Origin of the sequence: Gluconobacter sp. R75690 (assembly GCF_015244525.1) — a bacterium.
GTDB lineage: Bacteria > Pseudomonadota > Alphaproteobacteria > Acetobacterales > Acetobacteraceae > Gluconobacter > Gluconobacter potus.
Window position 1 is genome coordinate 57,269 of the sequence record NZ_JABCQB010000005.1, and the last position, 25,407, is coordinate 82,675.

At 63.4% G+C, this 25,407-nt stretch carries 25 protein-coding genes; 9 read left to right on the plus strand and 16 right to left on the minus strand.

Features of this window, described 5'->3' with window-relative positions; all coding sequences use genetic code 11:
- Positions 1 to 61: 61 nt before the first annotated feature.
- The 10 genes from HKD27_RS07495 to HKD27_RS07540 form a co-directional block, all read right to left on the minus strand.
- A complete protein-coding gene (locus HKD27_RS07495) occupies positions 62 to 547 on the minus strand; it encodes an NADH-quinone oxidoreductase subunit B family protein (RefSeq protein ID WP_194689063.1) in 486 nt (161 codons plus the stop codon).
- Entirely contained in the window at positions 544 to 1,983 is a 1,440-nt protein-coding gene (locus HKD27_RS07500) for a hypothetical protein (protein WP_194689064.1), read from the minus strand. Before HKD27_RS07500 ends, HKD27_RS07495 begins: the two co-directional genes overlap by 4 nt.
- Positions 1,980 to 3,068 (minus strand): hypothetical protein, encoded by a 1,089-nt coding sequence (locus tag HKD27_RS07505; protein ID WP_194689065.1) that lies wholly within the window; start codon positions 3,066 to 3,068, stop codon positions 1,980 to 1,982. The genes HKD27_RS07500 and HKD27_RS07505 overlap by 4 nt, the downstream gene beginning before the upstream one ends.
- A complete protein-coding gene (locus tag HKD27_RS07510; protein ID WP_194689066.1) occupies positions 3,068 to 3,589 on the minus strand; it encodes a hypothetical protein in 522 nt (173 codons plus the stop codon). The genes HKD27_RS07505 and HKD27_RS07510 overlap by 1 nt, the downstream gene beginning before the upstream one ends.
- Positions 3,586 to 4,455, minus strand: coding sequence for a hypothetical protein (locus HKD27_RS07515; protein ID WP_194689193.1), 870 nt, complete (start codon positions 4,453 to 4,455; stop codon positions 3,586 to 3,588). Before HKD27_RS07515 ends, HKD27_RS07510 begins: the two co-directional genes overlap by 4 nt.
- Positions 4,455 to 5,660 (minus strand): hypothetical protein, encoded by a 1,206-nt coding sequence (locus HKD27_RS07520; protein WP_228518384.1) that lies wholly within the window; start codon positions 5,658 to 5,660, stop codon positions 4,455 to 4,457. Before HKD27_RS07520 ends, HKD27_RS07515 begins: the two co-directional genes overlap by 1 nt.
- Positions 5,661 to 5,819: 159 nt before the next feature.
- Complete coding sequence (locus HKD27_RS07525; RefSeq protein ID WP_194689068.1) at positions 5,820 to 6,665, minus strand: aldo/keto reductase; 846 nt, start codon at positions 6,663 to 6,665, stop codon at positions 5,820 to 5,822.
- A gap of 21 nt (positions 6,666 to 6,686) precedes the next feature.
- Positions 6,687 to 7,811 carry an aromatic ring-hydroxylating dioxygenase subunit alpha gene (locus HKD27_RS07530; RefSeq protein ID WP_194689069.1) on the minus strand — a complete coding sequence of 375 codons (1,125 nt, stop codon included), beginning with the start codon at positions 7,809 to 7,811 and terminating at the stop codon, positions 6,687 to 6,689.
- Positions 7,812 to 7,895: 84 nt separating this feature from the next.
- Complete coding sequence (locus HKD27_RS07535; protein ID WP_194689070.1) at positions 7,896 to 8,339, minus strand: DNA polymerase III subunit chi; 444 nt, start codon at positions 8,337 to 8,339, stop codon at positions 7,896 to 7,898.
- 16 nt (positions 8,340 to 8,355) lie between these two features.
- Positions 8,356 to 9,828 (minus strand): leucyl aminopeptidase, encoded by a 1,473-nt coding sequence (locus HKD27_RS07540; RefSeq protein ID WP_194689071.1) that lies wholly within the window; start codon positions 9,826 to 9,828, stop codon positions 8,356 to 8,358.
- Between the two features lie 103 nt (positions 9,829 to 9,931).
- On the opposite strand from HKD27_RS07540, the gene HKD27_RS07545 reads away from it, so the two are divergent.
- From HKD27_RS07545 to rsmA, 9 genes are read left to right on the plus strand one after another with little or no spacing between them, the layout of a single operon-like run.
- Entirely contained in the window at positions 9,932 to 10,561 is a 630-nt protein-coding gene (locus HKD27_RS07545; RefSeq protein ID WP_194689072.1) for a hypothetical protein, read from the plus strand.
- Between the two features lie 50 nt (positions 10,562 to 10,611).
- The gene (locus tag HKD27_RS07550) at positions 10,612 to 11,409 is read left to right on the plus strand and encodes a 3'(2'),5'-bisphosphate nucleotidase CysQ (RefSeq protein ID WP_011251881.1); all 798 of its coding nucleotides are present in this window, start codon (positions 10,612 to 10,614) and stop codon (positions 11,407 to 11,409) included.
- Positions 11,406 to 12,419, plus strand: a complete 1,014-nt coding sequence (locus HKD27_RS07555) for an L-threonylcarbamoyladenylate synthase (protein WP_194689073.1) — start codon at positions 11,406 to 11,408, stop codon at positions 12,417 to 12,419. Before HKD27_RS07550 ends, HKD27_RS07555 begins: the two co-directional genes overlap by 4 nt.
- 2 nt (positions 12,420 to 12,421) lie before the next feature.
- Entirely contained in the window at positions 12,422 to 12,904 is a 483-nt protein-coding gene (locus HKD27_RS07560; protein WP_011251883.1) for a hypothetical protein, read from the plus strand.
- Between the two features lie 57 nt (positions 12,905 to 12,961).
- Positions 12,962 to 14,134 (plus strand): LPS export ABC transporter permease LptF, encoded by a 1,173-nt coding sequence (gene lptF, locus HKD27_RS07565; protein ID WP_194689074.1) that lies wholly within the window; start codon positions 12,962 to 12,964, stop codon positions 14,132 to 14,134.
- Positions 14,131 to 15,321 carry an LPS export ABC transporter permease LptG gene (gene lptG / locus HKD27_RS07570; RefSeq protein WP_081107213.1) on the plus strand — a complete coding sequence of 397 codons (1,191 nt, stop codon included), beginning with the start codon at positions 14,131 to 14,133 and terminating at the stop codon, positions 15,319 to 15,321. The genes lptF and lptG overlap by 4 nt, the downstream gene beginning before the upstream one ends.
- Positions 15,321 to 17,645: an LPS-assembly protein LptD gene (locus tag HKD27_RS07575; RefSeq protein ID WP_062494880.1), complete on the plus strand. Its 2,325-nt coding sequence runs from the start codon at positions 15,321 to 15,323 to the stop codon at positions 17,643 to 17,645. The genes lptG and HKD27_RS07575 overlap by 1 nt, the downstream gene beginning before the upstream one ends.
- 2 nt (positions 17,646 to 17,647) lie before the next feature.
- Positions 17,648 to 19,021: a peptidylprolyl isomerase gene (locus HKD27_RS07580; RefSeq protein ID WP_062494882.1), complete on the plus strand. Its 1,374-nt coding sequence runs from the start codon at positions 17,648 to 17,650 to the stop codon at positions 19,019 to 19,021.
- 1 nt (position 19,022) lies between these two features.
- Positions 19,023 to 19,841: a 16S rRNA (adenine(1518)-N(6)/adenine(1519)-N(6))-dimethyltransferase RsmA gene (gene rsmA, locus HKD27_RS07585; RefSeq protein WP_194259049.1), complete on the plus strand. Its 819-nt coding sequence runs from the start codon at positions 19,023 to 19,025 to the stop codon at positions 19,839 to 19,841.
- Between the two features lie 6 nt (positions 19,842 to 19,847).
- Here the strand turns inward: rsmA and HKD27_RS07590 are convergent, their stop codons facing one another.
- The 6 genes from HKD27_RS07590 to rpoD form a co-directional block, all read right to left on the minus strand.
- Entirely contained in the window at positions 19,848 to 21,068 is a 1,221-nt protein-coding gene (locus tag HKD27_RS07590) for a cyclopropane-fatty-acyl-phospholipid synthase family protein (protein WP_194689075.1), read from the minus strand.
- A 138-nt stretch (positions 21,069 to 21,206) separates the two neighbouring features.
- Positions 21,207 to 21,797: a 50S ribosomal protein L9 gene (gene rplI, locus HKD27_RS07595; protein ID WP_194689076.1), complete on the minus strand. Its 591-nt coding sequence runs from the start codon at positions 21,795 to 21,797 to the stop codon at positions 21,207 to 21,209.
- A gap of 10 nt (positions 21,798 to 21,807) precedes the next feature.
- Positions 21,808 to 22,098 carry a 30S ribosomal protein S18 gene (gene rpsR / locus HKD27_RS07600; RefSeq protein ID WP_062494891.1) on the minus strand — a complete coding sequence of 97 codons (291 nt, stop codon included), beginning with the start codon at positions 22,096 to 22,098 and terminating at the stop codon, positions 21,808 to 21,810.
- A 5-nt stretch (positions 22,099 to 22,103) separates the two neighbouring features.
- On the minus strand, positions 22,104 to 22,586 hold the full coding sequence (rpsF, locus tag HKD27_RS07605; protein WP_041110770.1) for a 30S ribosomal protein S6: 483 nt from the start codon (positions 22,584 to 22,586) through the stop codon (positions 22,104 to 22,106).
- A gap of 159 nt (positions 22,587 to 22,745) precedes the next feature.
- Entirely contained in the window at positions 22,746 to 23,321 is a 576-nt protein-coding gene (locus tag HKD27_RS07610) for a GNAT family N-acetyltransferase (RefSeq protein WP_194689077.1), read from the minus strand.
- Between the two features lie 23 nt (positions 23,322 to 23,344).
- On the minus strand, positions 23,345 to 25,303 hold the full coding sequence (rpoD, locus tag HKD27_RS07615; RefSeq protein ID WP_194263581.1) for an RNA polymerase sigma factor RpoD: 1,959 nt from the start codon (positions 25,301 to 25,303) through the stop codon (positions 23,345 to 23,347).
- Between the last annotated feature and the right edge of the window lie 104 nt (positions 25,304 to 25,407).

The window sequence follows — 25,407 nt, forward strand, 5'->3', positions numbered from 1 at the left end:
CAAGCCGTCGGGGGACAAAACTTCGTTGTTTCAGGAAAATTCCCGCGTCCGGACAAACCGTTCAGACCTGCGCCAGTTCCTGCAAAGCCCGCAGAATATCGTCCGGCGACGGCGGACATCCCGCAATCGAACGCCGTACCGGCGTCAGCGCCTCCAGCCCCCCCAGCGTCGCATAACCGGCCGGAAAAGGCCCGCCATCCACCGCGCAGGCGCCCACAGCAATCAGGCTCCGGCCCGGCGGCATGGCCCGCCACACCCGGTCCACCATTTCAGCACAGACCCGCGTCACCGCCCCCGTCAACAGCAGCCAGTCCGCATCCGCCGGATCGCTCACACAGACAAAACCCGCCTGCTCCAGCGCGAACGCACTGCCATTGAGGGACTCGATCTCCATGAAGCATCCCTCGCACCCACCGGTCTCAAGGACATACAGCCCGATCGGCCGCTCCCGCCGCAGAACTTCTCCTTCCACAGACGCCCGCCCGCGCGCTGCATCCATGAAAGCGTAAAGCAGGCTCAGAGGCCCCGTCCGTTGCCCAGTCTTCACAGCGCAATCCCCGCCGGTGAAATCCCGATCGAACCCAGAGCCACCGGCACCCGGCTGACGGGATAGCCCCGCAGCATCGCGCCCAGAACCGGCAGAAGCGATACGCCCGGGTCCCGCACATGCAGGCTCTCGATCCGCCCGTCTTTCAAGCGCACCCAGTACCACACGTCTCCGCGCGCGCCCTCGGCCACGCCAATGCCCTCATCCGTCCGGTCCGGCGCGGGCTCGTCGTCTTCCAGACCGATACTCCCCAGGATCCGCTCCAGCAGCTTCAGGGAATCGCGGATTTCCGCAAGCCGCAGCCCTTCACGCGCCCGGGCATCGCCCTGGCTCGATCCTGTCGCCCGCAACGCCTCCAGCCGCATCCCTGCTTCCCGTCGCCGCATGTCCATGCTGCGACCGCTCGCGCGCCCGGTCACGCCCCCCACGGCAAAACGCTCGGCCAGCCGTACATCCAGAACCGCAAACCCGTCCAGACGTGGCGCAAAAACCCGGTGAAGCTCTTCCAGCGCCGCAAGACGCGGCTGCATCGCCGCATGAACGGCCTGAGCCAGCGGCACGATCTCGAGCCCATCCCGAAACCCGTCACAGGCCACCATATCCATCAGACGGCGGGAAACGCCTTGCTCCGCACAGGCCCGAGCGATGGCTTCCCGCGCATGATCGCAATGCGTCGCGAGCAGCTCCGCATCCACGCCCCGCGCCGTCCGGGCCATGTCGAACAGATGAAGCGACATCCGTTCGATCTCCAGCAGCACCATCCAGACATCCCGGATACCAGGCCCCGGAACCAGCCCGCGCGCCTGCGCCACAGCCCGCGCAAAAGCCAGCGGATGCGCCACGAACCCGCCCGCTGTCATCCGCGACACCAGCAGCATGGCCTCTTCCGGCGTCCGTCCCAGCAGGCGCGACACGACCCCGCGATGCGCCCCGCCCGCACAGACCTCCACACTCCGGACCTTGCCCTTCAGAACCTCGAAGGACAGTTCGAGCGGTCCGCTCAGCCCCGTCTGCTCAGGACGCAGCAGATGGCTTCCCGCCAGCGGCCGCAATCCCCCCGCGGCCGGCCCCGGACGGGACGACAGCGGCCAGGTGGACGTCCAACCGCCCTCATCCAGCGCCGGTGCTCCGTTCCCACGGGCATCCATCGCTTCCACGCCATAGAGGTCATAGGCCACGCGCTCGCCCCACTCGGCCCCCGCAAAACGCGAGGACGGCGCAAGATAACGCCGCTCTTCCACCGCCGTACTCGCCAGAAGCGGACGATCCCCCTCCAGCAGCAGCACATAGGCACGGGCATCATCCGCCCAGCAGGATATCAGCGGCAGCGTCGCACCCGGCGCAGACAGCATCGCGCTCCACTGTTCGGCATCGAGATGATAATGCGACAGCGCAACCCGCTCGCCGCTGCGGATGATCCGACCCATCCCCATCATGGCCGCCACCCCGTCACCGGATGCCAGGCCAGAAACAGCGGACCACACAGCCCCCCCAGCAGCAGAACCGCCTGCATCACGGCCACCATGCCCCGCTCTCCCCGCGCAAACGCCAGCAGAAGCGTCCTGTGCCGTACCGACCACAGAGCGGGCAGCAGACACACCACCAGCAGAACAAGCTGCCCGGTTTCAAGCGAACGCCCGATCCCGACAAGCGCACAGAACACCGGCCAGGGCGCAGCCCCGGCCGCGATCCCGTCCTCGCCCTCTGCCCCGCGCAGATCCAGAACCGCAAGCCCGAGCGCCGCAAGCAGCAGCAGGACCAGCGCCGTGCCTTCCCCGGTCGCAGCCGCCAGGGCCCCGAATGCAGACAGCATCGGCAGGGACATGCTCCGGCCCGAGGAGCGTGACGAGACGAGCATGATGATCGTCCCGAACCCCGCAATCAGCATCAGCAGATGAACCATAGGATACGCACTCAGCCGGAACATCAGCATGAGCGCCGAAAACCGCAGCCCCGTATCCAGAAGTGCTGCTTCAGGCGCCGGAGCCGGCGATGGTCCAAGCCCCGCCACCATGCACAGCCCCACCGTCAGCAGCACCGCACCAAGCGACGACTGCTGCATCGGCAGAAGCGACGCTCCCAGAAGCCCCAGCACCACACCGCCCAGCCGGCTGCGCGCCATATCCCAGACAACAAGCGCCTTGCGGGGCCCACGCCCCTCGCGCCAAGCCAGAAGGACCGTTCCCGCACCACACAGGACCGTCACGGCAAAGGCCGAGTGAATGTTCAGCGCCAGAAGCGCACAACCCGTCACCAGAAACGGCAGGATCCGCCCGGTCCGGTCCTGAGCCTGCGGCAGAAGCAGCGGAATGGCCGTCACGATGCACGAACACGCCGCCGCCAGCGCATCCGTTCCCGGCATGAGCCAGACAGCCAGGGGCGTAATGACGAGGCCCGCCACAGCGAAGGTCAGACTGCTGGCAGACTGGCGGTTTTCCGGCGTCAGAAGGAGCAGGAACGCCGCCAGAAGCGGCCAGACCGTTACGGCAAACAGCGTTCCAACAGGAGCAAGCGGATGCATCAGACGTCCTCCACCCTGCGCCACGCCAGACGCGGCAGAAGCGTCACACCGAGCGCCGCCAGAACGCCCCACAGGCTCAGCGCTGCCGCAAAAAGCGGCCATGAATGAAGCACGCAGGCCACGACAACCAGCCCGTCCGCGGCCCGCAAAAGCCCCGTGAACTGAACCAGCGGCGTGCCCCACGCAGCGCCACAAAGACCGGCCAGAACCGCCCCCGCGCCCAGAACAGGTGCAAGCCCCAGCCCCGCACCGGACAGTCCGAGCGCGAGCAGCAGCACAAGCGTCCCGACAACCGGCAGAACAGCCGCCCGGTCCGGCGCTTCCGCCGCAAACCGCCGCAGCCACGCCCAGGCCAGCACATTCAGCCCAACCAGAGCCGCAGACGTCAGAAGTGCCATCAGCCCCGAACAGACCGTCGCCCCTGCAAAAGCACAGACTGCCCCGTAAAGCGGCAGCCCCCGCCCGTCCTTGCCCAGACCCGCCAGCGCAAGAAGCAGCAGTAATCCAAACCCGACGATCATGTGCCGAACCTCCCCGCCAGAGCCAGAAGAAGCGCCACACCCGCAAACAGCGCCGTCAGCCGTGCGCTCCGCTCCTGCGCCATCAGACGCAGCCCGACCGCCACAGCAACCGTCAGCGCCAGCCGGCCGCCCAGCGCCAGCAGCCCGAGCCACCAGCTCTGCACACCACCCTGCGCCAGCCCGACACTCACCGGCAGCGCCATATCTGCCAAAAGCAGCAGCCAGCCGCAGTTCAGCACATCGGCAATGCTGCGCGCGGCCTCACGTTCATGCCGGTCCCGCAATCCGGACAGCATCTGCGTCACATCATCCGAACGCAAAGGCGGACAGGCAATTCCAAGCGCCAGCGCACAGGCCGCAAGCGCCCCTTCCAGGCCCGGCTCAGGCTCGATATGCAGCATCGCGCACAGGCCAGACAGACCGTCCGTTCCCGGCGCGGCCAGAGCAATCAGGGCCTCGGTCAGACACAGGAGCAGCACCGCAGGCACAAGACGCGCCGCCGCCCCCTGCAACAGCCCCGGCCCCAGAAATCCGCGCCCCAGCAGCACGACCAGTCCGATAACAAGCGGATCAGCCAGCGACGACAGCCCCGATCCCGTCGTGACCGCCGGCAGACACACAAGCGTCAGCACACCCGCCGTCAGCGCCAGCGCCGGACGCCCGCCCAGCGGAACCTGAACCAGCGATCTCCAGAAACGAGCCGTCTGCAACAGACGGAACCGCACTGTCCCGACCGAACGTCCCGCCAGCCAGAACGGCAGAGTGTCCAGACACCAGCCCATCACGGGCGCCAGAACGAGAAGCAGCCCCAGCTGAAACAGCGCTTCCAGCACGGACAGCAGGATCAGCCCGATCTCATGCCCCATCACGCCATCACTCCCAGCACCGCCAGAACGAGACCAAGAAGCATAAGCCAGAGCCCCACCGCGCCCTGACGCAGATCAGGCAGAACAGGAGCCTTTACGCCGCCAAGCGCCCTGAGACGACGCCGCCCCGCCACAATGACGCAGCGCATTTTCCAGCCCAGAGACGGCGCTTCCTCAAACAGGCCGTCCCCGACCGAAAGCAGATTTCCCAGTGCAGGAAGAAGCGTGGAAGCCGTCTGCACGATCCCGCCGACAACCCGCCATGGACGCACCAGCACACACCACAGAACCGCCCCCGTCAGCACGAAAGCCGGCAACCGCAGAGAAGCTCCGTCTCCTCCGCCCATACGCCAGACAGGCCAGACCCACTCCCCACCTACGAAATGTAGGACCGGGCTCACCATTCCGAACACCAGAGCGGGCAGCAGCAGACTTCCAGCCCCCACCAGCAGGACGGAAACGCCCGAAACACGCCCCTGCCACGCACGGAACACGCGCCCCACGACAAGAATATCCGACAGACCAAGCAGGCCGAGCAGCAGGGCGACCGCCACCCCAAGCACGCTCCACCCCTCGACACCCGCAGCCATACCAAGCGCGGCATGAATCCCGAGCCACAGGACAACCAGCCCCGGCAAAGGCGGAAACGGCAGCCGCAACACCGACAGTACCGGAAACACGCGTCCCAGTGCGGCCGTCAGAACCAGCAGTGACAGATCAAGAAGTGTGGCTTCCAGTGCAATCCGGGCACAGACCGCAAGACCTTCCGCCTGCGCCGCCACGACCAGAACCATCAGAAGAACAGGCCGCAAAAGCCCCAGATCTCCCGGACGACAGGCCCCGAGCACAGACCGGCCAAGCAACCCGATCACAGCGGCCCCAAGCCCCGCGACGAGTTCTGCCGAAACCGCCGCCGGCGCATGCCAGACCAGCGATACGCCCAGAATACCCATTACGGCGGGAAATGCCCCGCCTTCCTGTTCTACGTCAGGCCGGCGCACCAGCGCGGACCAGAACAGGACCGGCAGCACTGCCAGCACGACGAATGTCTGGGCAGGAAACAGCACAGACAGCAGTAGAGCCGGAACGCTCCACACTACCGGACAGGCCTCCCGGTCCTGCGCCACAATCACGCCCAGCGCGACTGCCTGAACGGCTGGCGACAGGCCCAGAACCGCAGCCAGCGCCGCCACACAGAGAACCATGGCTCTCCCAGCTCGCCCCGGCTGCATCGCCTGCACACAGGCAGGAACGACCAGAAGCGCCAGGCAGAGAGAAACTGGATCAACGTGGAAAAGGGAGGCGAAAATATGCAGGGCGCGGTCCGGACAAAAAGTGGAAACGGACCGCAATCATCACGACCGTCAGATCATGGCGAGAGATACCTTGCGTTTCGGCGGAGGGAAAGCACTGTCCAGCGTTTTGAGATCCGCATCCGTCAGACTGATCTCCAGACTGGCCAGATTTCCGGCAACATGCTTCGGAGACCCGGCCTTCGGAATGGCCATCACATTCGGTCGGCGCAGCACCCAGGCCAGCGCGATCTGAACCGGATCGGCAGGCCCCTGCGACGTCTCATGCCGCGACGCTACGTCTTTCAGAGCCGGATGTTCCAGAAGCTCCCCGCCCTGCCCGAGCGGCGAATACGCCATGGTGACCGTATCGGTGCTCAGATCATGATCCAGAAGATCGAACTCTGTCCCACGATGCTCAAGATTATACAGAACCTGATTGACCAGACAGTTCCCCGACAGGCTTTCAATTTCCTCCATGTCATCGACATCGAAATTCGAAACACCCCAGCCCCGGATCAGCCCGTCATCCTTTAGATCCTCGAACGCGCGGATTGTCTCCTCAAGCGGCGTACCCCCGCGCCAGTGCAGCAGGTACAGATCAAGCCAATCCGTATCGAGATGCTTCAGTGAACGCCGGCACGCCTTGCGCACACCATCATACGACGCATTGGACGGCACGACCTTGCTGACGAGATAAACGTCATCGCGCACATCCGCGATGGCTTCCCCCACCAGTTCTTCCGACCGGCCGTTGCCATACATCTCGGCCGTATCGACAACCCGCAGTCCGGCTTCCAGCCCCTGACGCAGGCTTTCGATTTCGTCCACGCGCCGCGCGGCGCTGTCGCCGATATTCCAGGTTCCCATGCCCAGCGCGGGGACCGTGACACCATTCCTGAGTGTGACTGTTTTCATGACCGTTTCCTGCCTGTGTCTTCAGACAACGACAGGATCAGCCGGCTGTTCCCTCGAAACTTCAGTCTGCGCCACCGTATCCGTCCCCGGCGCGACACCGTTCTGCGCCAGAAGATCCCGCAGCTTGCGCACGATCGGGAAGACCTCGACGTTATGATCGCCGCCCAGTTCGCGCCAGGCGTTCTGCTCCAGTTCCATGATTTCGCGGTCTTCTTCAAATATCCGGTGCGTGAAAATACCCAGCGCAGGCCAGATCATGTCGATCAGGAACGGCGTCTTGGGCCGCAGCACCGACAGCAGGCCGAAACACTGCGTACTCATGCCATCCGCCGCATTCGGCACATAAACGCTGAACAGTTCCATGATCAGATCGCCGTCCTTGTCATGGATTTTCAGGCTCTGATACGGATAGGTCGTGCGGATACTGACGATTTCCTCGACCGGCTGCTCCCGGTTCGGATCATCGTGATGCTTGCCGAAGATCAGGCGTTCCGCCAGTGGCTGCTGGTTTCCCGCCCGCGCAAAGCTGTAACGCGCCTCGATGAAGTTCTCGCCCGCATCCTGCCCCAGAAAACGCGCCCTGATCTGCCCCATCTGGCGGCGGTGCAGGAACTGATGGTTCATGTCCATCAGGTTCTCATGCATGAACGTGTAGTGGCACTTCACAACCGGGCTGAAACGCCGCGTCTTGAACGCCGGATTGTCCACCTGGGCCAGAGGCGGCAGCGGCACGCTCTCCGCTTTTTCCGCATCGCCGGGAAAAATGAAGATCATCCCGCCCGCCTCACGACAGGGATACGTCTTCACGCCATTCGGCAGTTTGCCCTTGCCCAGATACGGCACATCGATGCACCGCCCGGACCGGCCATAAGCCCAGCCGTGATAGCAGCACTGGACCGCCTCACCGCTGACCTTGCCCAGACTGAGCGGAACCTGACGGTGCGCACAACGGTCTTCAAGCGCGAAGACACTTCCTTCTTCAGGACGCACCAGTGCAATGGGAAAGCGTCCGAACCGTCGCCCGATCGTCTTGCCGCGCTTGAGATCCTTCGACCAGGCCAGCGGATACCAGAAGTCGGGATTGATATCGACGCGACGAAGATCAGTTTTCAAAGGCGCGGGGGAAGAATTCGTGGGCTCTGGCACAGTCAGGCGTCCTCTCCAGTGGAATGAACGGCACCCCGGTTACGGAGCGTCTTCCATCAAGGGTCTCAGACACAATTTGAAACCTTACCCCGCCTTTTTCCAGCCCCGCTCTTCCTGTTTCCAGTACACGAGATTGTGACCGGAAGATTTCATGGCCACCCAGCGTTGTCTTGCCCGCTGAACGGATTGCGGATTTCCGCCATCGAAAAGATCGAAAATCCGCGTAAAGGGCGCGAACGCATCGCTCCCCGCGCCATCCACGCGGAACAGGAACCGCGCCTCGTTCGGCACGTCCTCACCCTCGGTCAGCCAGATCGGCTGCCGGGCCGCGTGGCCGCTCTTCGCCGTGCCATGCGGCAGCCAGACCGGGTCCCGGCACGCCCAGAGCGCCGCATCCAGCGCCATGACCGCAGCCGCATCCGGGCAGCGCACGACCGCGCGTTCCCCCGCATCCAGCGTCCGGCCCAGCAGGGCCGGAAGCGCTTCTTCAAGCGGCGTGCGCGTCAGATGATAGAACCCGACATCCACGGCGTAATTCCGCTCCTCAGGCGCTGGCTTCGTGAGCCTTTACGAAGCAGTCCAGCAGACGCACGCCAAAGCCCGTCGCACCCTTTGGGGCAATAGCGGACGCCTTGGTCTTCCAGGCTGTCCCTGCGATATCCAGATGCGCCCAGTCCGTGTCGCCCACGAAGCGCTTGAGGAACTCCGCCGCCAGGATCGCACTGCCCGGACGACCACCGATGTTCTTCATGTCGGCGATATCGGAATCGAGTTCACGGTTATAGGCGTCGCCCATCGGCATCCGCCACAGACCTTCGCCGACCTGCGCCCCGGCCTCGGCCAGCCCCTTGGCCAGCGTATCGCTGTTGCTGAACAGACCCGCGTTCTCATAACCAAGGCTGACCACGATCGCGCCCGTCAGCGTCGCCAGATTGACCATCAGCTTCGGGCTGAAGCGCTTGCGCGTATAGGACAGCACATCCGCCAGAACGAGGCGTCCTTCTGCGTCCGTGTTCAGAACCTCAATCGTCTGACCGTCATAGGCCCGTACGATATCGCCCGGACGCTGGGCCCCACCGGACACCATGTTCTCGACAAGACCAACCACACCGATCGCATTGACCGGCGCCTTGCGACGGGCCAGCGCGCTCATCAGACCAATCACGGTCGCAGCACCACCCATATCGGTCTTCATCTCGTCCATGCCAGCCGCCGGCTTGATGGAAATGCCACCGCTGTCGAAGGTCACGCCCTTGCCGATGAACGCCAGAGGAGCATCGCTGCCACCACCATTATGGCGGACGATCACCGTGCGCGGCTTGTGCACACTGCCCTGGGCCACGCCCAGAAGCGCGCCAAAGCCCAGCTCTGTCATGGCTTTTTCGTCGAGCACTTCAACCGTCAGGCCAAGCTCACGCAGTTCTTCAATGCGCTGCGTAAAGGTCTGAGGATAAAGCACATTCGGCGGCTCGCTCACGAGGTTCCGTGTCAGAATCACACCCTGCGAGACCGCATCCAGAGCCGTCCACCGCGTCTGCGCTGCCGCAACATCGGAAACCGCAACATGCAGCGTTTTCAGAACCGGACGGCTCTCGGATTTCTTCGTGCGGTACAGATCGAAATCATAGGATGCCAGACGCGCCCCCAGAGCCGCGTCCGGAGCAAACTGCTCCAGTCCTTCGGAAAAAGCCAGAACAGCGCTTTCAACACCATCCAGCAGACGAACGGTCCGACCGGCCGCGTTCTCGATGGCCACGGCATCAATCGCCGCACCACCCTTGGGTTTCACGCCGGCAAGCACGACCTGCGACAGTCCTTCCGCCGGAGCCGGAAGCACCACGCTCTGCCCGGCCTCACCCTTGAAGCCTTTCAGCGCAACGGCGCGCGAAACGGCCCCCGCGGAAGCATTGTCCAGCGCAGCAAATGTCTCGCCGGACGCCGCATCGCACAGCAGGACAACAGCTCTGGGCGCATCCGCAGAAAAGGCTGGAAAGGAATCGAAAATCACTGAAAGCATGATGGTCCTGCCGTCTGGAACATGAAGTCGTTGCCTCCGTTATCGGGAACACCGACCGCCCCCGCAAGTCCTCCCCTCATCCGGCATGAAGAAAGACCGCCCGATGCGCCGTCCTCTCCTGACGCTTCTGCTCTGCTCCGGCCTCGCCTGCACTGCCCCGCACGCACAGGCCACCTCACGGCTCACCGACATCAAGCCTATCCCACTCGGCAACAGCCCCGTCACGCTTCATCAATCGGGCTTCCCGGACGTGACCATCACCCCGCTGTGGCGTGAAAACGGAAACGCATGGAGCTACCATCTTTATACCGTCACCACCCGCGACACAGAGCAGCCCGGCCGCACAAGCCTCATCGATACGGAAAACCCGGACCATGCCGGCCAGCTTCTCGACATGCTGCAGGACAGTCCCCACACCGGCGAAGACGCGGTCCAGACCATCCATTTCGCATCCGCCCGTATAAACGGAACCCCGGCTCTTCTGCTGTTCGTAACAACCCGCGACACTGGCACCAATCCCGTTCCGCAGCCCAGCCCGGCGCATATCCGCGTGTACCAGCTGACCCAAGGGGACGGAGAACCGGGCAGCACACCGTTTTATTTCGCATTCCGCACCACGCTCATATCTCCGGTCACGACCTGCCACGCAGACATCGCCCTGAGTGCCGCAACAAAAATCCCGTTTGCAAAATGGAACGGGGATCAGGAGCCTGTCCCGACCTGCCCGCAATAACGGGCGCATCAGCACATGACGCAAAAGCCATCTTGGAGTAGTCTGGACGAATGACTTCTGCCTCACCCATCACCGTCCCTGCGGACGATGACCGCGCCCTTCTGGCCCTGGCGTTCCGGCTCGCATCCGAAGCCTCGGACATCATCAACGCCATCCGCGAACGTGGCTTCCGGACGGACATCAAGGACGATGCCTCCCCTGTCACGGAAGCGGACCACGCCTCCGAACATCATATCCTGTCGGGCCTGCGCGCGGCCTGCCCGTCCATTCCCGCCATCGGCGAGGAAGAAATGTCGGCCGGAATCCGGGTGAACGCGGAAGACGCCTACTGGCTGGTCGATCCCCTCGACGGGACACGCGGCTTTGCCTCGGGCGGAAAGGATTTCACCGTCAATATCGGCCTGGTCCGCCATGACCGTCCGGTTCTGGGCGTGGTTGCCCTGCCAGGTTACGGCCTGATCTACAGCGGCGGACAGGGTCTCGGCGCCCACCGCTCGGACGGCACAAACAGCACGCCGATCCATACCGCCACGCCTCCTGCAGAAGGCCTGCGCGTTCTGGCCTCGAGCCATCACGGCAATCCCGAACTTCTGGAGCGCTGGCTCGCCGGACGACAGGTTGCCTCCGTCGAGAAGCTGTCATCCTCGGTCAAGTTCATGCGGGTCGCCGAAGGGGCCGCGGATTTCTATCCCCGCTTCGGCCCCACAATGGAATGGGACACAGCTGCCCCCCAGGCCATTCTTGAAGCCGCAGGTGGCGCCCTGCTCGACGAGACCGGCGCGCCCCTGCGCTATGGCAAGCCGGACCGGCTGAACGGCTCATTCTACTGCACCGGAGGCGCATCTTGAGCGACACGCTTCACACCGAGCGTCTGACAGCCACCCCCGAAGGCATCCGCCGCGCCGCCGAACTCCTCAAGGCCGGAAAGCTGGTCGCATTCGGAACCGAGACCGTCTACGGCCTTGGCGCCATTGCCTCGTCCGACACCGCTGTCGCAAAGATCTTCGCCGCCAAGGGACGCCCGCGCTTCAACCCGCTCATCAGCCATCTCCCCGATGCTGAAAGCGCCTTCGCGCAGGCGTCGCTGAGCGGCAGGATGGAAGACATCGCCCATGCGCTGGCCGAGCGTTTCTGGCCCGGCCCGCTGACGATGGTTCTGCCCCGCTCCCCGAATTCAACCGTCTCCGACCTCGCGGCGGCCGGCCTGTCCACACTGGCGCTGCGTGTTCCGCGCGGCAAGACGGCCCTGGCGCTGCTCCGCGAAGTCGGCGCTCCCGTTGCCGCGCCGTCTGCGAATGTCTCAGGCACGGTCAGCCCGTCCGATGCGTTCCACGTCCTGCGCTCGCTTGATGGCCGGATCGACGCGGTTCTGGATTCCGGCCCCTGCTCGATCGGCGTGGAAAGCACCGTGCTCGACCTGACCCGGGAGGTGCCCGTTCTCCTGCGTCCCGGCGGTGTGACGCTTGAAGACCTCACCGAACTGTGCGGCCCCATCCGCCATCCGGATGATTTTTCCGAAATCGCCCCGGCCTCGCCTGGTCGGCTGGCCTCGCATTACGCCCCGAGCCTGCCTGTCAGGCTGGATGCGACCTCCATCGCGCCCGACGAAGCCCAGCTTGCCTTCGGCACGCCCCTTCCCGGAGCCGGCCTGACATGGAACCTGAGCGAAAGCGGCAATCTTGAAGAAGCGGCAGCCCGCCTCTTCGCCGGTCTGCGCTTTCTGGATGCGGAAGGAACCCGTCGTGGCCTGAAAACCATCGCCGCCCAGACGATCCCCCGCCACGGGCTCGGCCTCGCCATCCGGGACCGTCTTCGCCGCGCCGCCGAACCGCGCCCCCATGCCGCGACCCTGACCTGAGCATGGCCCGCGCCCCGGACCCCAGGGAAATCAAGATCCTGTCGGACATTCTGGCGCTGGTGCTGGATGAACAGCCGGGGCATGCGGCGACCGCTCTGGAACGGATCCGCCAGATGGCCCGGCGCGACGGTGTCACGGGTGGCGCGCTGAAAAACCTGTTCACCACCCGCATCGGAACCATATCCGGCAAAGACGAAACCGAGCGCGAAAAACGTCTCCGGGAGCAGATCTCCGGGCTGGAGCGCCGCCTGGGTCAGAGCGAGTCCGACACCCGCACGGCACAGACGCGCCTGGGACGCTGCCAGACGGATCTGGGGCTGATCCAGCTGGAACTGGCAACCCTGCGCATGCAGAGACCCTGGCGCTACATCGCCATCGTCTTCGCCGCCGGTGCGGGTCTTCTGGTCGGCATTGCCGGAACACAATTCTATCACAGCCTGTCCGTCACAAGGGCGCCCATCGACCGGGCCTCCTATCTGCGATAGAAACTGTTTCGTTTTTTCGCCTTCCTCCCGCCACGCGCTAGGGATAGATGAAGGGCCATGGCCTCATCCTCCGGAACCTCCGGGCGGCAGATCCTGCCTCTGCTCGACCGCTACATTCTCCGCCAGCTTCTCATCGCCCTGCTGGCGCTGACGGGAGGGGCGACGGCACTGATCTGGCTGACCCAGTCGCTGCACTTCGTCTCGATGGTGGTCCAGCACGGCCTGTCCCTGAGGGTTTTCATCCAGCTCACCTCGCTGATGCTGCCATCCTTCATCGCCGTGATTTTGCCGATCACGACGTTTCTTGTGGTACTTTTCACCTATCAGCGCATGGTCGGCGACCGGGAACTCACGGTCATGCGCGCAGCCGGCCGCTCACCGCTGGAACTGGCGAGGCCAGGGCTGCTCTGCGCGTTCTTCTCGGTGGTCCTGTGCTACGTCCTGACCCTGTGGCTCGCGCCCGTTTCGTACCATGCGTTCCATCGCTACGAGTTCCAGATCCGCAACCGCATGGCGGCCTTCCTGCTTCAGGACGGCGTGTTCACCAGCCTGTCCAATGACATGACGGTCTATGTGCGCGGCCGCACCAGTGACGGCCAGTTGCACGGTGTGCTGGTCGAAGACGACCGCGACCCCGATTCCCACACCACGATCCTCGCGGAACGCGGCACCATGGTCGTGGTCAACGACCAGCCGCGCGTCGTCCTGTATGACGGCTCGCGCGAGGAAATCGACCGCCATACAGGACGGCTGAATGTCCTGACATTCGGACGCAACACGATCGATCTCACCTCATCGCGCCAGCACAACCACGAAGACCGGGACCCGGACGAAATGTCCCTGCGCGAGCTGTTCCATCCCGATCCCCACGAAGTCTCAGAGCGTGACCGCGGCAAGAACATCGTCGTGGGATGGCGCCGGCTCACCTCACCGCTGACGGCCCTGTCCTTCGCGATGATCGGTCTGGTCACCGTGCTCCGGGGGGCCTTCTCCCGTCACGGCAACATCACACGCCCCCTGATCGCCATCCTGACGGTCGTCGGATTGCTGGCCATCTCGCTCATGCTCCAGAACCTCGCCGGGCGGCACCTCGCGCTGGTGCCTCTCATCTGGCTTGAGGCCATTCTCCCGGCCATCGTCTGCGCGGCCATGCTGTTCCTCGAACAGTGGACCGGCACCGTGCGCCAGACCGCTCCGGCCTCCGTGCCCTCCGCAGGGGGCGCCCGATGAGAGCCATCCCGTCCCCCCGCCTGGGCCCCTGGCTGACATCCCTGTTCCAGGCGATCAGCACCCGCGACGAACATGCCGGGTTTTCTACGACCCTCGCGATCTACATCGCGCGGCAGTTCATGCTCAGCACCCTGTCCATGGTGCTGGCCCTGACCGGACTGGTCTCCCTGTTCGACTTCATCGACCTGCTGCGCCGCGCGGCAACACGGCCCAACGTCCCGGCCAGCCTCATCGTCAAGATCGCGGCCCTGCATGTTCCTTATTACATCATCTACGTCCTGCCCTTCGGCATCCTGCTGGGCGGGATCGTGTGCTTCTCCCGCCTGACACGCTCCTCCGAACTCATCGTGGCGCGCGCCGCCGGCATTTCCGCCTGGCAGTTCCTCGCCAGCCCGCTGGCCTGCGCCCTGCTGACGGGCCTGCTGACGACAACCGGCATCTCGGCCCTGTCCTCGACCATGTTCCGCAGCGCCGAAATGCTCGACCAGACCTATCTGCGCACCGGCGGCGGCCCCCTGACACTCAATGGAGGTGCGCTCTGGCTCAGACAGTCCGATGACGGTCTGGTTCCGCACGGTGTTGCGATCCTGCATGCCCAGGATGTCCATCTCATCGACGGCGCCCTGAAGGTTTCGGGCGTCTCGATCTTCCGCCTCGATGACCGGGACCGCCTGATCGTCCGCGTCGAAGCCCCCCAAGGCGCGCTGGGCGAGCACCAGTGGATCCTGCACGGAACCTCGGTGCTCCACCCCGATCACCTGCCGCAGCAGATCGGGGACATGACCCTGCCATCCGATCTGACGGTCGGCCGCGTGCAGGAAAGTTTCGCATCGCCGGATACGCTGTCCGTCTTCGCTCTTCCGGGCTTCATCAGCCTTCTGGAGCGCTCGGGATTCCCCTCGATCCGGCACAGACTTCATTTCCAGTCGCTACTGGCCCTTCCCATTCTGGCCGGGACCATGGCATTGGTATCCGCAGGCTTCTCGATGCGCCCCACACGGCGCGGCGGCGTGGCCCGGATGCTGGGATCGGGAATCGCCGCAGGCTTTGCGCTGTTCACCATCTCGAAAGTGGCCGAACAGTTTGGTGAATCCGGCGCCCTGCCGCCGGTTCTTGCTGCATGGGCGCCGACAGGTGCGGGGCTCTGCCTCGCGGTGGCCCTTTTGCTGCACATGGAGGATGGTTGATGACGGTGCCCCTGTGGCTCCCAACACGCGCCCGCAGACGCGCTTCGTTCGTCGGTGCCACGCTGATGGCTGGAACCGCGCTCGTGGCGCCGCAGACAATGTCTGCCAACACGATGCAGCGCGACAATTCCCATGTCATCGTCATCGGAAAGCCGACATCCCAGACCGATCCCCTGACCTATCTTGCGGATAGCGAAAGCTATGCCAAGAACGGCCTGATCACATGGGACGGCAATGTCCGCGTCTGGCAGGGCGATCATGCCATGCGCGCCGACCGCGTGACCTATGACCGCAGCACCGGCATCCTGTCCGCCAAAGGCCATGTCGCCGTCGTGGAACCCGATGGCAGCACGACCTATGCCGATTACGTCGAGTTCAGCCACGGCATGCACGACGGCATCGGCAGCGGCATCTACATCCGCATGGAAGACAACGCCAAGCTCGCCGGCAACGGCATGCGCCGCACGAACGGGATGCTCAACGACCTGACGCATGCCGTCTACACGGCCTGCAAGATCTGCGAGAAAAATCCCGACCTGCCCCCCTTCTGGCAGTTCCAGGCCTTCGATGCGACGCAGGACGTGCAGCACAAGCGCCTCGAATTCGATCATGCCTGGCTGAAAATGCTCGGCCTGCCGGTTTTCTATTTCCCGTTCTTCTCCATGACCGATCCGTCCGTTAAACGGCAGAGCGGCTTCCTGATGCCGGGCATCAGCCCGCATGACCGCTATCTCGGCACCTATTTCACGCTCCCCTATTTCTGGGCCATCGACGAGCAGCAGGACCTGACGGTTCGCGGCCTCGTCTCCACCAAGACCGGCCCCGAACTCACCGCGCAGTACCGCAACCGCATGAATTTCGGCTCGGTCGACGTCACGGGCGGCGTGGCCTACGACACCCATAACGAAAGCGAGTACACCAACACCTTCGGCAACAATGTCGGCTCATCCAGCGAATATGGCGTACAGGGCTATGTGTTCGGTCGCGCCAATTTCGCCCTCGACCGCAACTGGCAGCTTGGCGCCAACATCAACGTCGCCAGTTCCGCCAACTACATGCGTGACTACCGCGTTCCCGGCTACGGTCAGGAAATGCTGAATTCCAACCTGTTCCTCGAAGGATACGGCGTTGGCTCCTACATGCGTCTCGACGGACAGGCCTATCAGGGCCTGAACCAGGGCGTCATCCGCAACTCGGATCTTCCCTGGGCCCTTCCGAGACTGACCTACGCGTTTCAGGGACAGCCGGATATGTTCGGCGGCCGTCTCAGCGTCCAGACGACGGACTTCAACCTGTACCGCAAAAACGGCATCAACGATCAGCGCGGCGAAGCGGCCATCCAGTGGGACCGCCCGTTCCACAACAAGCTCGGGCAGCAGTTCCTGCTGACGGCCCGGATTGATTCCATGGTCTATCACGCCACCCAGGCCTACCAGCAGCCGACCTACTACACGAACGCCGGCGGCAACCATCTCGTCGGGCAGGTCCAGCCGACCATCGCCCTGAAGATGAACTGGCCGTTCCTTCGCAGCTTCGCCAAGGGACACGGCTCACAGATCCTGGAGCCGATCGCCCAGATCATCGCCGCCCCCAACACCGGCAACTCACAGAACCGCAATATCCCCAACGAAGACAGCCTGTCCTACGAGTTCACCGATACCACGCTGTTTTCCCTCAACCGCTATCTCGGCACGGACCGTCTCGACGGCGGCCTGCGCGCGAATGTGGGCATCCATCAGAACTGGTCCTGGAACGGCCACGCCATCGACATGCTCGTTGGTGAAAGCTTCCAGGAACATATCGACCACAACCGCCTGCCCTATTCCGGCCTCGACCATCACCTGTCGGACCCGGTGGGTCGCCTGCGCGTCAGCCCGAACCAGTATGTCGATGTCACGGCCCGCGGCCGCTTCAACCCGTGGACCCACCAGTTCGACTACGGCGAAGGCCTCGTCAGCACCGGCGTTCCGATGTTCCGTCTGACAGGTGGCTACATCTACGCGCCCGTAACGCCATATTATTATTACGCGACAGATTTCCGCGAATCCGGTCCCAATGCACCATACATGGTCAAGACGAGCGAAGTGACTGGCGGGTTTTCAACCCACTGGCGGAATTACCATGCGTCGGGTTTCTTCCGCCGCAGCCTGTCCAGGAAACAGTTCGTCGCAAACGGTGGCACGATCGGCTATTCCAATGACTGTTTCGGGCTGGATATCATGTATATCAAGCAATACACCCGTATCGGCGGCGAACAGCGTAACGAGACCGTCCTGTTCAACTTCACGTTCAAGACGATCGGCACCTTCGGAATCAACGGTTGAGCATGTCCAAGACCCACTGCATCGCCTCTACGGCCCTGGCTGCCCTTCTCGCCTTCTCGGCAGCCCTCCCCGCCACGGCCGCCCCGCATCACAAGGCGGACCCGAAAGCGGCTTCGAAAACTGCGGCGACCAAGCAGGACGCTCCTCCGGCCAAGCCGCCCGAGGACCAGATCCTGGCCGTCATCAACGGACAGGTCCTCACGCAGCGTGACGTGGACAACCGCGCAAAGCTCTTCGTGCTCTCGACCGGCTTGCCCATCAGCCCGGAAATCATGAACCGCATGCGCGGCCAGATTATCCATCAGCTGATCGACGAGCGCCTGAAAACACAGGAAATCCTCAGGCTCCACATCAATGTGGAACCTGACCAGATCGCGGGCGCCATTTCGAATATCGAACAGCGCAACGGCATGCCCAAGAACGCCCTGCGAGACCGTCTGGCCTCGGATGGCGTGTCACTGACGACGCTGATCGACCAGATCCGCGTGCAGATCGGCTGGATGCAGGTCCTGCGTGAAAAGCTGGGCGAGGAAGGCCGGATCACCGCCACCCAGATCAGCCAGCGCGAGCAGGCCCTTCAGGCCGAGCAGGGACGCGCCCAGTATTTCATGAGCGAAATCTTTGTTCCCGTGGCCGATCCACGGCATGACGAAGCCGAGCTTACCTTCACCAAGACGATCATTTCCCAGCTCCGCGAAGGCGCTCCCTTCCCGATCGTGGCCGCCCAGTTCTCGCAGGCCCAGTCAGCCCTCGATGGCGGCTCCATGGGCTGGGTGCAGGAAGACAACCTCGATCCGCAGGTCGTCAACATCGTCCGCCAGATGCCGATCGGCGCCATTTCCAACCCGATCCAGGTCGCCGGCGGCTTCGTGATCGCCACCGTTCAGTCAAAACGCGTGGTCGGCAAGCAGATGGGCACCCAGCTCGACCTGCGACAGGCCTTTTTCCCGTTCGATGCGCCCCTGAACCCGCAGAACCCGACCGATCAGCAGCGTGCCGCCCTGCAGAAAGCGACGACAGCCGTACAGACGGTCCATAGTTGTGACGCCATGGAAGCGCTCAACAAATCCCTTGGTGAAAAGCGTCCCAGCAATCCGGGCTCGCAGATCCTCGAGCGCCTGATGCCCCAGATGAAGGCAGTTCTCGAAGCGCTCCCCCCCAACAAGGTCAGCCGTCCGCTGGTCTCGATGGACGGTATTGCCCTGCTCATGGTCTGCAACCGCCAGCAGAAAAACCTGGCCCAGCAGAGCCCCAGCGAAATCGCCGATCAGCTCATGAACGAACGTGTCGAGCAGGCCTCCCGCCAGCTTCAGCGCGACCTTCAGCGCCGCGCGATCATCGAGATGCGTCCCGCCGCCAAGACGGCCTTCAACTGACGTGTCCCTTCCTTCACTGCGTGACACCATTCAGGCCCATGGTCTGGATGCGAAGAAATCTCTCGGCCAGCACTTCCTTCTCGATCCGGGCATCTGCGCCCGGATCGCAGCTCTCGGCGGTGATCTGACAGGACGCAGTGTCGTCGAAATCGGCCCTGGTCCGGGCGGCCTGACCCGCGCCCTGCTGGACACCCCTGCCAGCCGCGTCGATGTCGTGGAAATCGACGAGCGCGCATGGCCCCTGCTGGACGAACTGGCTACTTACTACCCGGACCGCCTGCACGTCGTCCGTCAGGACGCCCTGAAGCTGGATGCTGCCACTCTGGCCCCCGCTCCGCGCCAGATCATTGCAAACCTGCCCTATAACGTTGCCACGCCCCTGCTCGTGGGCTGGCTCCGCCAGGCATCGCAGTGGGAACGGCTGTCGCTGATGTTCCAGCTTGAAGTCGCGGAGCGTATCTGCGCGGCTCCGGGAAGTTCAGCTTACGGACGCCTGGCGGTGCTGGCCCAGTGGTGCGCCTCATGCTCGGTCGCCCTGCGCATCCCGCCAGCCGCGTTCTCGCCGCCACCCAAGGTCCATTCCGCAGTGGCCGTCATCATCCCCCATGCCGAACAGCCTTCTCCGCAGCTGTTCCGCGCCATGGAACAGGTCACGGCAGCCGCCTTCGGACAACGCCGCAAGATGCTGCGCTCCTCGCTGAAATCCATCGGCGGCGAGCGTCTGCTGGAACAGGCCGAAATCGAACCAACACGCCGGGCCGAAACACTATCGGTCGCCGAATTCGCGCGGCTGGCGGAACTGAATCTCGCCAGCCGCTGAAGCCCCTTACGACGTCGCGCTTTCGCGTTCCCGCTCGAACATGTAATCCCGCGTAAACGGCACGGCGTCGATCGACCGGGTCAGCTGAAGCTGGAAGTTCATGTGCCCCTGCACGCGGAACGCCAGTTCGGCCCCCACAAGATAGAACTCGAACATCCGGACAAACCGCTCGTCATACAGCGCCCGGATCTTGTCGCGATTGGCGTCAAAACGCTTGCGCCATTCCGCCAGCGTGCGCGCGTAATGAAGGCGTAGCACTTCGCAGTCCGTCATCCACAGCCCCGACCGCTCGATCGCCGCCAGCGTCTCGCTCAGCGCCGGTGAGTATCCGCCGGGGAAGATATATTTCTGGATCCAGGGATTGGTCGTTCCCGGCCCGTCCATCCGTCCGATGGAATGGATCAGCGCCACACCATCCGGCTTGAGACAGGCTTTGAGCTGTTTGAAAAATGCCTCGAACTGCGGTGGGCCCACATGCTCGAACATGCCCACCGAGACGATCCGATCGAACTGCTGATGCAGGTTGCGGTAGTCGATCAGCTCGAAGCGCACCTGGCCCTCAAGCCCCTCGTCCTTCGCCCGCTTCCGCGCCACCTCAAGCTGCTCGCGTGACAGCGTGATGCCAAGGACCTTCGCGCCATAATCCTTCGCCAGCGTCAGGGCCATGCCGCCCCATCCACAGCCGATATCAAGCACCTCGAGCCCCGGACGATCCAGATTGAGCTTGGAGGCAATATGCCGCTTCTTGGCGATCTGCGCCTCTTCCAGCGTCATGTCCTCACGCGCGAAATAGGCGCAGGAATACTGCCGGTCCTTGTCCAGGAACAGATCGTACAGCGTACCGTTCAGATCATAGTGATGCGCGACATTGCTGCGGGATTTCTTGAGCGAATTGAGCGTCTTCCAAGCCCGCGTCACATAGCGCAGACGATCCTCGATCTCTTCGAAGACATGCCCGTGCCCGTTGATGTTCTCCATCAGGACCGTCAGCAGCATCTCGAGCGTACAGCCGTCGGGCACAATGCTGCCCGCCATGTATTCCTCGCCGAACGCCAGACCGGAATTGATGATCAGGGCCCGCTCTGCCTGTTTGTTGAGCAGATGAAGTCCGGCTTCCAGTCCCGGCTTGCGGCCACGATAGGTGCAGACAGTCCCGTCACTGAACGTGACCCTCAGGCTTCCTGTCTGGATGAACTTCCTCAAGACAAAATCCAGAATCCGTTTCATTCCGATCTCCTGTTTCCAATACCGGGAAAAAGCCCGAACAGGTCTGGAGTTGTACTCCTCCGGAAGAACAGACACAAAAAAACCCGGCCGGGGATATCCCCGGCCGGGTTTTTCAGGACAAGGTCCTCGGTAAAAGCCTCAGGCTTCTTCCGATGCCTCGGCAGCTTCGGCAGCAGCCTCTTCGGCGGCATTCTCAGCCTGCAGTTCGCCAAGGATGTTCTCATCCTCGTCCTGCACGCCAATGGCTTCGCCACGGGCCTGACGCTCTGCTTCTTCAGCGGAACGGGCAACGTTCACCGTCAGCGGGATAGACACTTCCGGATGCAGCACGATGCGTGCTTCCGTCAGGCCAAGCTGCTTGATCGGGTGTGCCAGGACAACCTGCTGACGCGAAATCGTCAGACCGGCTTCCGTAGCGGCAGCCGCGATGTCGCGGGTGCTAACGGAACCGTACAGGCTTCCACTGTCACCAGCCTGGCGGATGATGACGACGGACAGTTCGTGCATGCGCTCGGCAAGACGCTCGGCCTCTTCACGCTTCTTGAGGTTCTGGGCCTCAAGCTGGGCGCGCTCGATCTCGAAACGCTTCTTGTTGGCAACCGTGGCGCGCATGGCCTTGGCCTGGGGCAGCAGGAAGTTACGGGCATAACCCGGCTTCACGTGCACCAGGTCGCCCATCTGGCCGAGATGCTCGACCCGCTGCAGCAGGATCAGTGCGGTCTGGGACATGATGCTCTCCTCAGTTCACGACGTAGGGGAGCAGGGCGAGGAAACGGGCGCGCTTGATCGCCTGTGCCAGCTCACGCTGCTTCTTGGCCGAAACGGCCGTGATGCGGCTCGGCACGATCTTGCCGCGCTCCGAAAGGAAGCGGCTCAGCAGACGCACGTCCTTGTAGTCGATCTTCGGCGCGTTGGGGCCGGAGAACGGGCAGGACTTGCGACGACGGTAGAACGGACGACGTGCGCCAACTGCCGTACGACGGGCAGCCGGGTTCACTTCGCTGACGTCGGGAGTGATGGTCTCGGACATGTTTCTTACTCCGCTCCGGCCGTCTCACGAGCATCGTCCTGCTCGCCACGTGCACGATATTCTTCACGGTCTTCGCTGCTGCGACGGGGACCGCCACGGCCGCTCTCGAAACGACCGGCCGGCTTGGAGCCGCCACGGAAGTTGCCGCGATCGCCACGATCATCGCTCTTGCGAGCCAGAACCGGAGACGGGTTCTCGTCGATCTCGTCAACGCGCAGCGTCAGGACGCGCAGCACGTCTTCGTTCAGGCCCAGCTGACGCTCCAGCTCGCGCAGCGTGTCGGGGGTGCAGTCAAGGCCCAGCAGGACGTAATGGCCCTTGCGGTTCTTCTTGATGCGGTATGCGAGCGAACGCAGGCCCCAGAACTCGCGCTTCTGGATGGAACCGCCGTTGTCCTTGAGCAGGGTTTCGATGGTCTCGACCAGGGTTTCCACCTGAGCCTGCGACACATCATTACGTGCGATGAGCACGCTTTCATACAATGGCATGAATACTCCCTTCGGATGAGGTCAACCCGCGACTGGCTCCGGCCCATGCCGGAAACAGGGCCCATGTTTCAGGGCACGGGTATAGCCGGTGCGATGCCACATCGCCCGGCAGGGAAAGGCGGCATTAATCACACCATGCGTCTCAAGGCAAGTCCTGCCTCAGAGTCGCTTCAGCCTTTGCGGCACATATTCGTCCGGAACGTCCCAGCTTTCCGGCACGACATACCGGAGTTCAAATCCCGCCCGCCGGTAATTCGGCAGCGCATGGGGATGATCGAGCGTGCAGGTATTGACCCGCAGGCGCCAGCTTCCGGCCCCGAAGGCCCGGGCCACGGCATGATCCAGAAGCACACGCCCCAGACCGCGCCCCATCCCCTGCGACAGAAGGCCGAAATAAGCCAGATTGGCATCCCCGCCCTGCCTCAGATCCAGTTCGTAGAACCCGAGCGGCTCCCCGGAGCCATCACGCAGGACCATGAAATGAACGGCAGGATCATGAAGAATCCCCGCCAGTTCAGCATCCGGCATCGACCGGCGCATCCACCAGCAGTAGTCCTGCCCCACCCCCGCATACAGGACGCGATAAAGCGGCACGACCTCATCCCCCGTCACGCGGGACAGGGAATATCCTTCCGGCAGAACGGGGAACGGACGGGGAGAGCGTGTCTCCAGAAAGATGACATCCACCGCAAGACGGGTGGATGTCCCTTTCGGCTTAAGCCAGTCCGGCAGCATCGCCCCGGTCCCGCGCCCGACGATCAGTTGTCGTCGAGGAAGGAGCGCAGCTTGCGCGAGCGGCTCGGGTGCTTGAGCTTGCGCAGCGCCTTCGCCTCGATCTGACGGATACGCTCACGGGTCACGTTGAACTGCTGGCCCACTTCCTCAAGGGTGTGGTCCGTGTTCATGCCGATGCCAAAGCGCATCCGCAGCACGCGCTCCTCACGCGGCGTCAGCGACGCCAGAACGCGCGTCGTGGCTTCACGCAGGTTCGTCTGGATGGCAGCATCCAGCGGAATGACGGCCGTCTTGTCCTCGATGAAGTCACCGAGATGGCTGTCTTCCTCGTCGCCGATCGGCGTTTCGAGGGAAATCGGCTCCTTGGCGATCTTCAGGACCTTGCGAACCTTCTCCAGCGGCATGCCAAGCTTCTCGGCCAACTCTTCCGGAGCCGGCTCGCGCCCGATCTCATGAAGCATCTGGCGCGACGTGCGGACCAGCTTGTTGATCGTCTCGATCATATGGACCGGAATACGGATCGTCTTGGCCTGATCCGCGATGGAACGCGTGATCGCCTGACGGATCCACCAGGTTGCATAGGTCGAGAACTTGTAGCCGCGACGGTACTCGAACTTGTCCACGGCCTTCATCAGGCCGATGTTGCCTTCCTGAATCAGATCCAGGAACTGCAGGCCACGGTTCGTGTACTTCTTGGCGATCGAGATCACCAGACGCAGGTTCGCCTCGATCATTTCCTTCTTGGCACGCGTGGAATCACGCTCGCCACGGGAAATGGTGGCATAGACCCGGCGGAACTCACCAACTGGCAGACCCGTCTCATGCGACAGGGCCGCAATCTCGCCACGCAGGTTGCGCAGCTGGTCCATGTGCTTGGTCGTCAGGTTCTTCCAGCCCTTGCCCGGCAGCGCGGAAATGCTGTCCAGCCAGGTCGGGTCAAGTTCGCGGCTGCGATACTTGATGAGGAAGTCATCACGCGAGATCTTGCAGTTCTCAGCCAGACGCATCATCCGGCCTTCGACATTGTTCAGCTTCTGAACCTGCATCTTGATCTGCGCAACCAGCTCTTCGATCCGGTTATTGTGCAGATGCACCTGCTCAACGAGGCTGACCAGTTCATGCCGCAGCTTCTCATAGGTCTGCTCGGACTTGTCCGAATGATCCTCGCCACCCGTCAGGGCCTCGATGCGCTTGATCTGGAGCTTGCGCAGCTTGTGATACAGCGGCTCGATGGCTTCGAAACGCGCCAGGATTTCCGGCTTCAGCTTCTCTTCCAGAGCGGACAGGGACAGGCCGCTGCCTTCCTGCTGGTCGCCTTCACCCTCTTCGTTCTCGTCCTCGGCAGAGTCGTCCTCTTCGGACGCCTCGTCACCTTCTTCGCCCTCGACCGCCTCGGGGTCTGGACCACCGCCCTGGCTAGCCTCGAGATCCACGATGTCACGCAGGAGCATCTCGCCGTCCTTGAGGCGCTCATGCCAGGAAATGATGGCGCGAATCGTCAGCGGGCTCTCGCACAGGCCGCCGATCATCTCGTCGCGGCCAGCCTCGATCCGCTTGGCGATCGCAATCTCGCCCTCGCGCGACAGCAGCTCGACCGAGCCCATCTCACGCAGATACATGCGGACCGGATCATCCGTGCGGCTGGCGGCCTCGGCATCGACGTTACCGCCCTGCGGGCCCTCGGCTTCCTCGCCGTCGCCCTCGGCTTCCTTTTCCGCGGGAGCCTCGGCTTCGTCCTGGTCCTCGTTCTCGATGACCTGGATGCCCATTTCGGACAGCGCCGCCATGACGTCCTCGATCTGCTCCGAAGACATCTGGTCCTGCGGCAGGACAGCGTTCAGCTCGTCAAAGGTGATGTGTCCGCGTTCACGCCCTTTGGCGATCAGCCGCTTAACGGCAGCGGACTGCGTATCGAGGAGAGTGGTATCCCCCTCCTGTTCCTGCGCGTTCCGATCCGTTCCAGAGGCTGTTTTCGTCGCCATTCGTCTCTCCGTCAACTCCGCCGCGAGTTAGCAATCCGGCAGCGTGCAGGTGGTCGATCCTGCGCCCGAAGTCAAGATTGGCACCCCAAAGAATGCAACCTTTC

Coding starts and splice junctions, on each gene's coding strand:
- HKD27_RS07500 (WP_194689064.1), bottom strand. CDS start 1,983: ATGATGGGGATGGGTCGGATCATCCGCAGCGGCGAGCGGGTTGCGCTG.
- HKD27_RS07505 (WP_194689065.1), bottom strand. CDS start 3,068: ATGCATCCGCTTGCTCCTGTTGGAACGCTGTTTGCCGTAACGGTCTGG.
- HKD27_RS07510 (WP_194689066.1), bottom strand. CDS start 3,589: ATGATCGTCGGGTTTGGATTACTGCTGCTTCTTGCGCTGGCGGGTCTG.
- HKD27_RS07515 (WP_194689193.1), bottom strand. CDS start 4,455: ATGGGGCATGAGATCGGGCTGATCCTGCTGTCCGTGCTGGAAGCGCTG.
- HKD27_RS07520 (WP_228518384.1), bottom strand. CDS start 5,660: ATGGTTCTCTGTGTGGCGGCGCTGGCTGCGGTTCTGGGCCTGTCGCCA.
- HKD27_RS07525 (WP_194689068.1), bottom strand. CDS start 6,665: ATGAAAACAGTCACACTCAGGAATGGTGTCACGGTCCCCGCGCTGGGC.
- HKD27_RS07540 (WP_194689071.1), bottom strand. CDS start 9,828: ATGCTTTCAGTGATTTTCGATTCCTTTCCAGCCTTTTCTGCGGATGCG.
- HKD27_RS07545 (WP_194689072.1), top strand. CDS start 9,932: ATGCGCCGTCCTCTCCTGACGCTTCTGCTCTGCTCCGGCCTCGCCTGC.
- HKD27_RS07550 (WP_011251881.1), top strand. CDS start 10,612: ATGACTTCTGCCTCACCCATCACCGTCCCTGCGGACGATGACCGCGCC.
- HKD27_RS07560 (WP_011251883.1), top strand. CDS start 12,422: ATGGCCCGCGCCCCGGACCCCAGGGAAATCAAGATCCTGTCGGACATT.
- lptF (WP_194689074.1), top strand. CDS start 12,962: ATGGCCTCATCCTCCGGAACCTCCGGGCGGCAGATCCTGCCTCTGCTC.
- lptG (WP_081107213.1), top strand. CDS start 14,131: ATGAGAGCCATCCCGTCCCCCCGCCTGGGCCCCTGGCTGACATCCCTG.
- HKD27_RS07575 (WP_062494880.1), top strand. CDS start 15,321: ATGACGGTGCCCCTGTGGCTCCCAACACGCGCCCGCAGACGCGCTTCG.
- HKD27_RS07580 (WP_062494882.1), top strand. CDS start 17,648: ATGTCCAAGACCCACTGCATCGCCTCTACGGCCCTGGCTGCCCTTCTC.
- HKD27_RS07590 (WP_194689075.1), bottom strand. CDS start 21,068: ATGAAACGGATTCTGGATTTTGTCTTGAGGAAGTTCATCCAGACAGGA.
- rplI (WP_194689076.1), bottom strand. CDS start 21,797: ATGTCCCAGACCGCACTGATCCTGCTGCAGCGGGTCGAGCATCTCGGC.
- rpsR (WP_062494891.1), bottom strand. CDS start 22,098: ATGTCCGAGACCATCACTCCCGACGTCAGCGAAGTGAACCCGGCTGCC.
- rpsF (WP_041110770.1), bottom strand. CDS start 22,586: ATGCCATTGTATGAAAGCGTGCTCATCGCACGTAATGATGTGTCGCAG.
- HKD27_RS07610 (WP_194689077.1), bottom strand. CDS start 23,321: ATGCTGCCGGACTGGCTTAAGCCGAAAGGGACATCCACCCGTCTTGCG.
- rpoD (WP_194263581.1), bottom strand. CDS start 25,303: ATGGCGACGAAAACAGCCTCTGGAACGGATCGGAACGCGCAGGAACAG.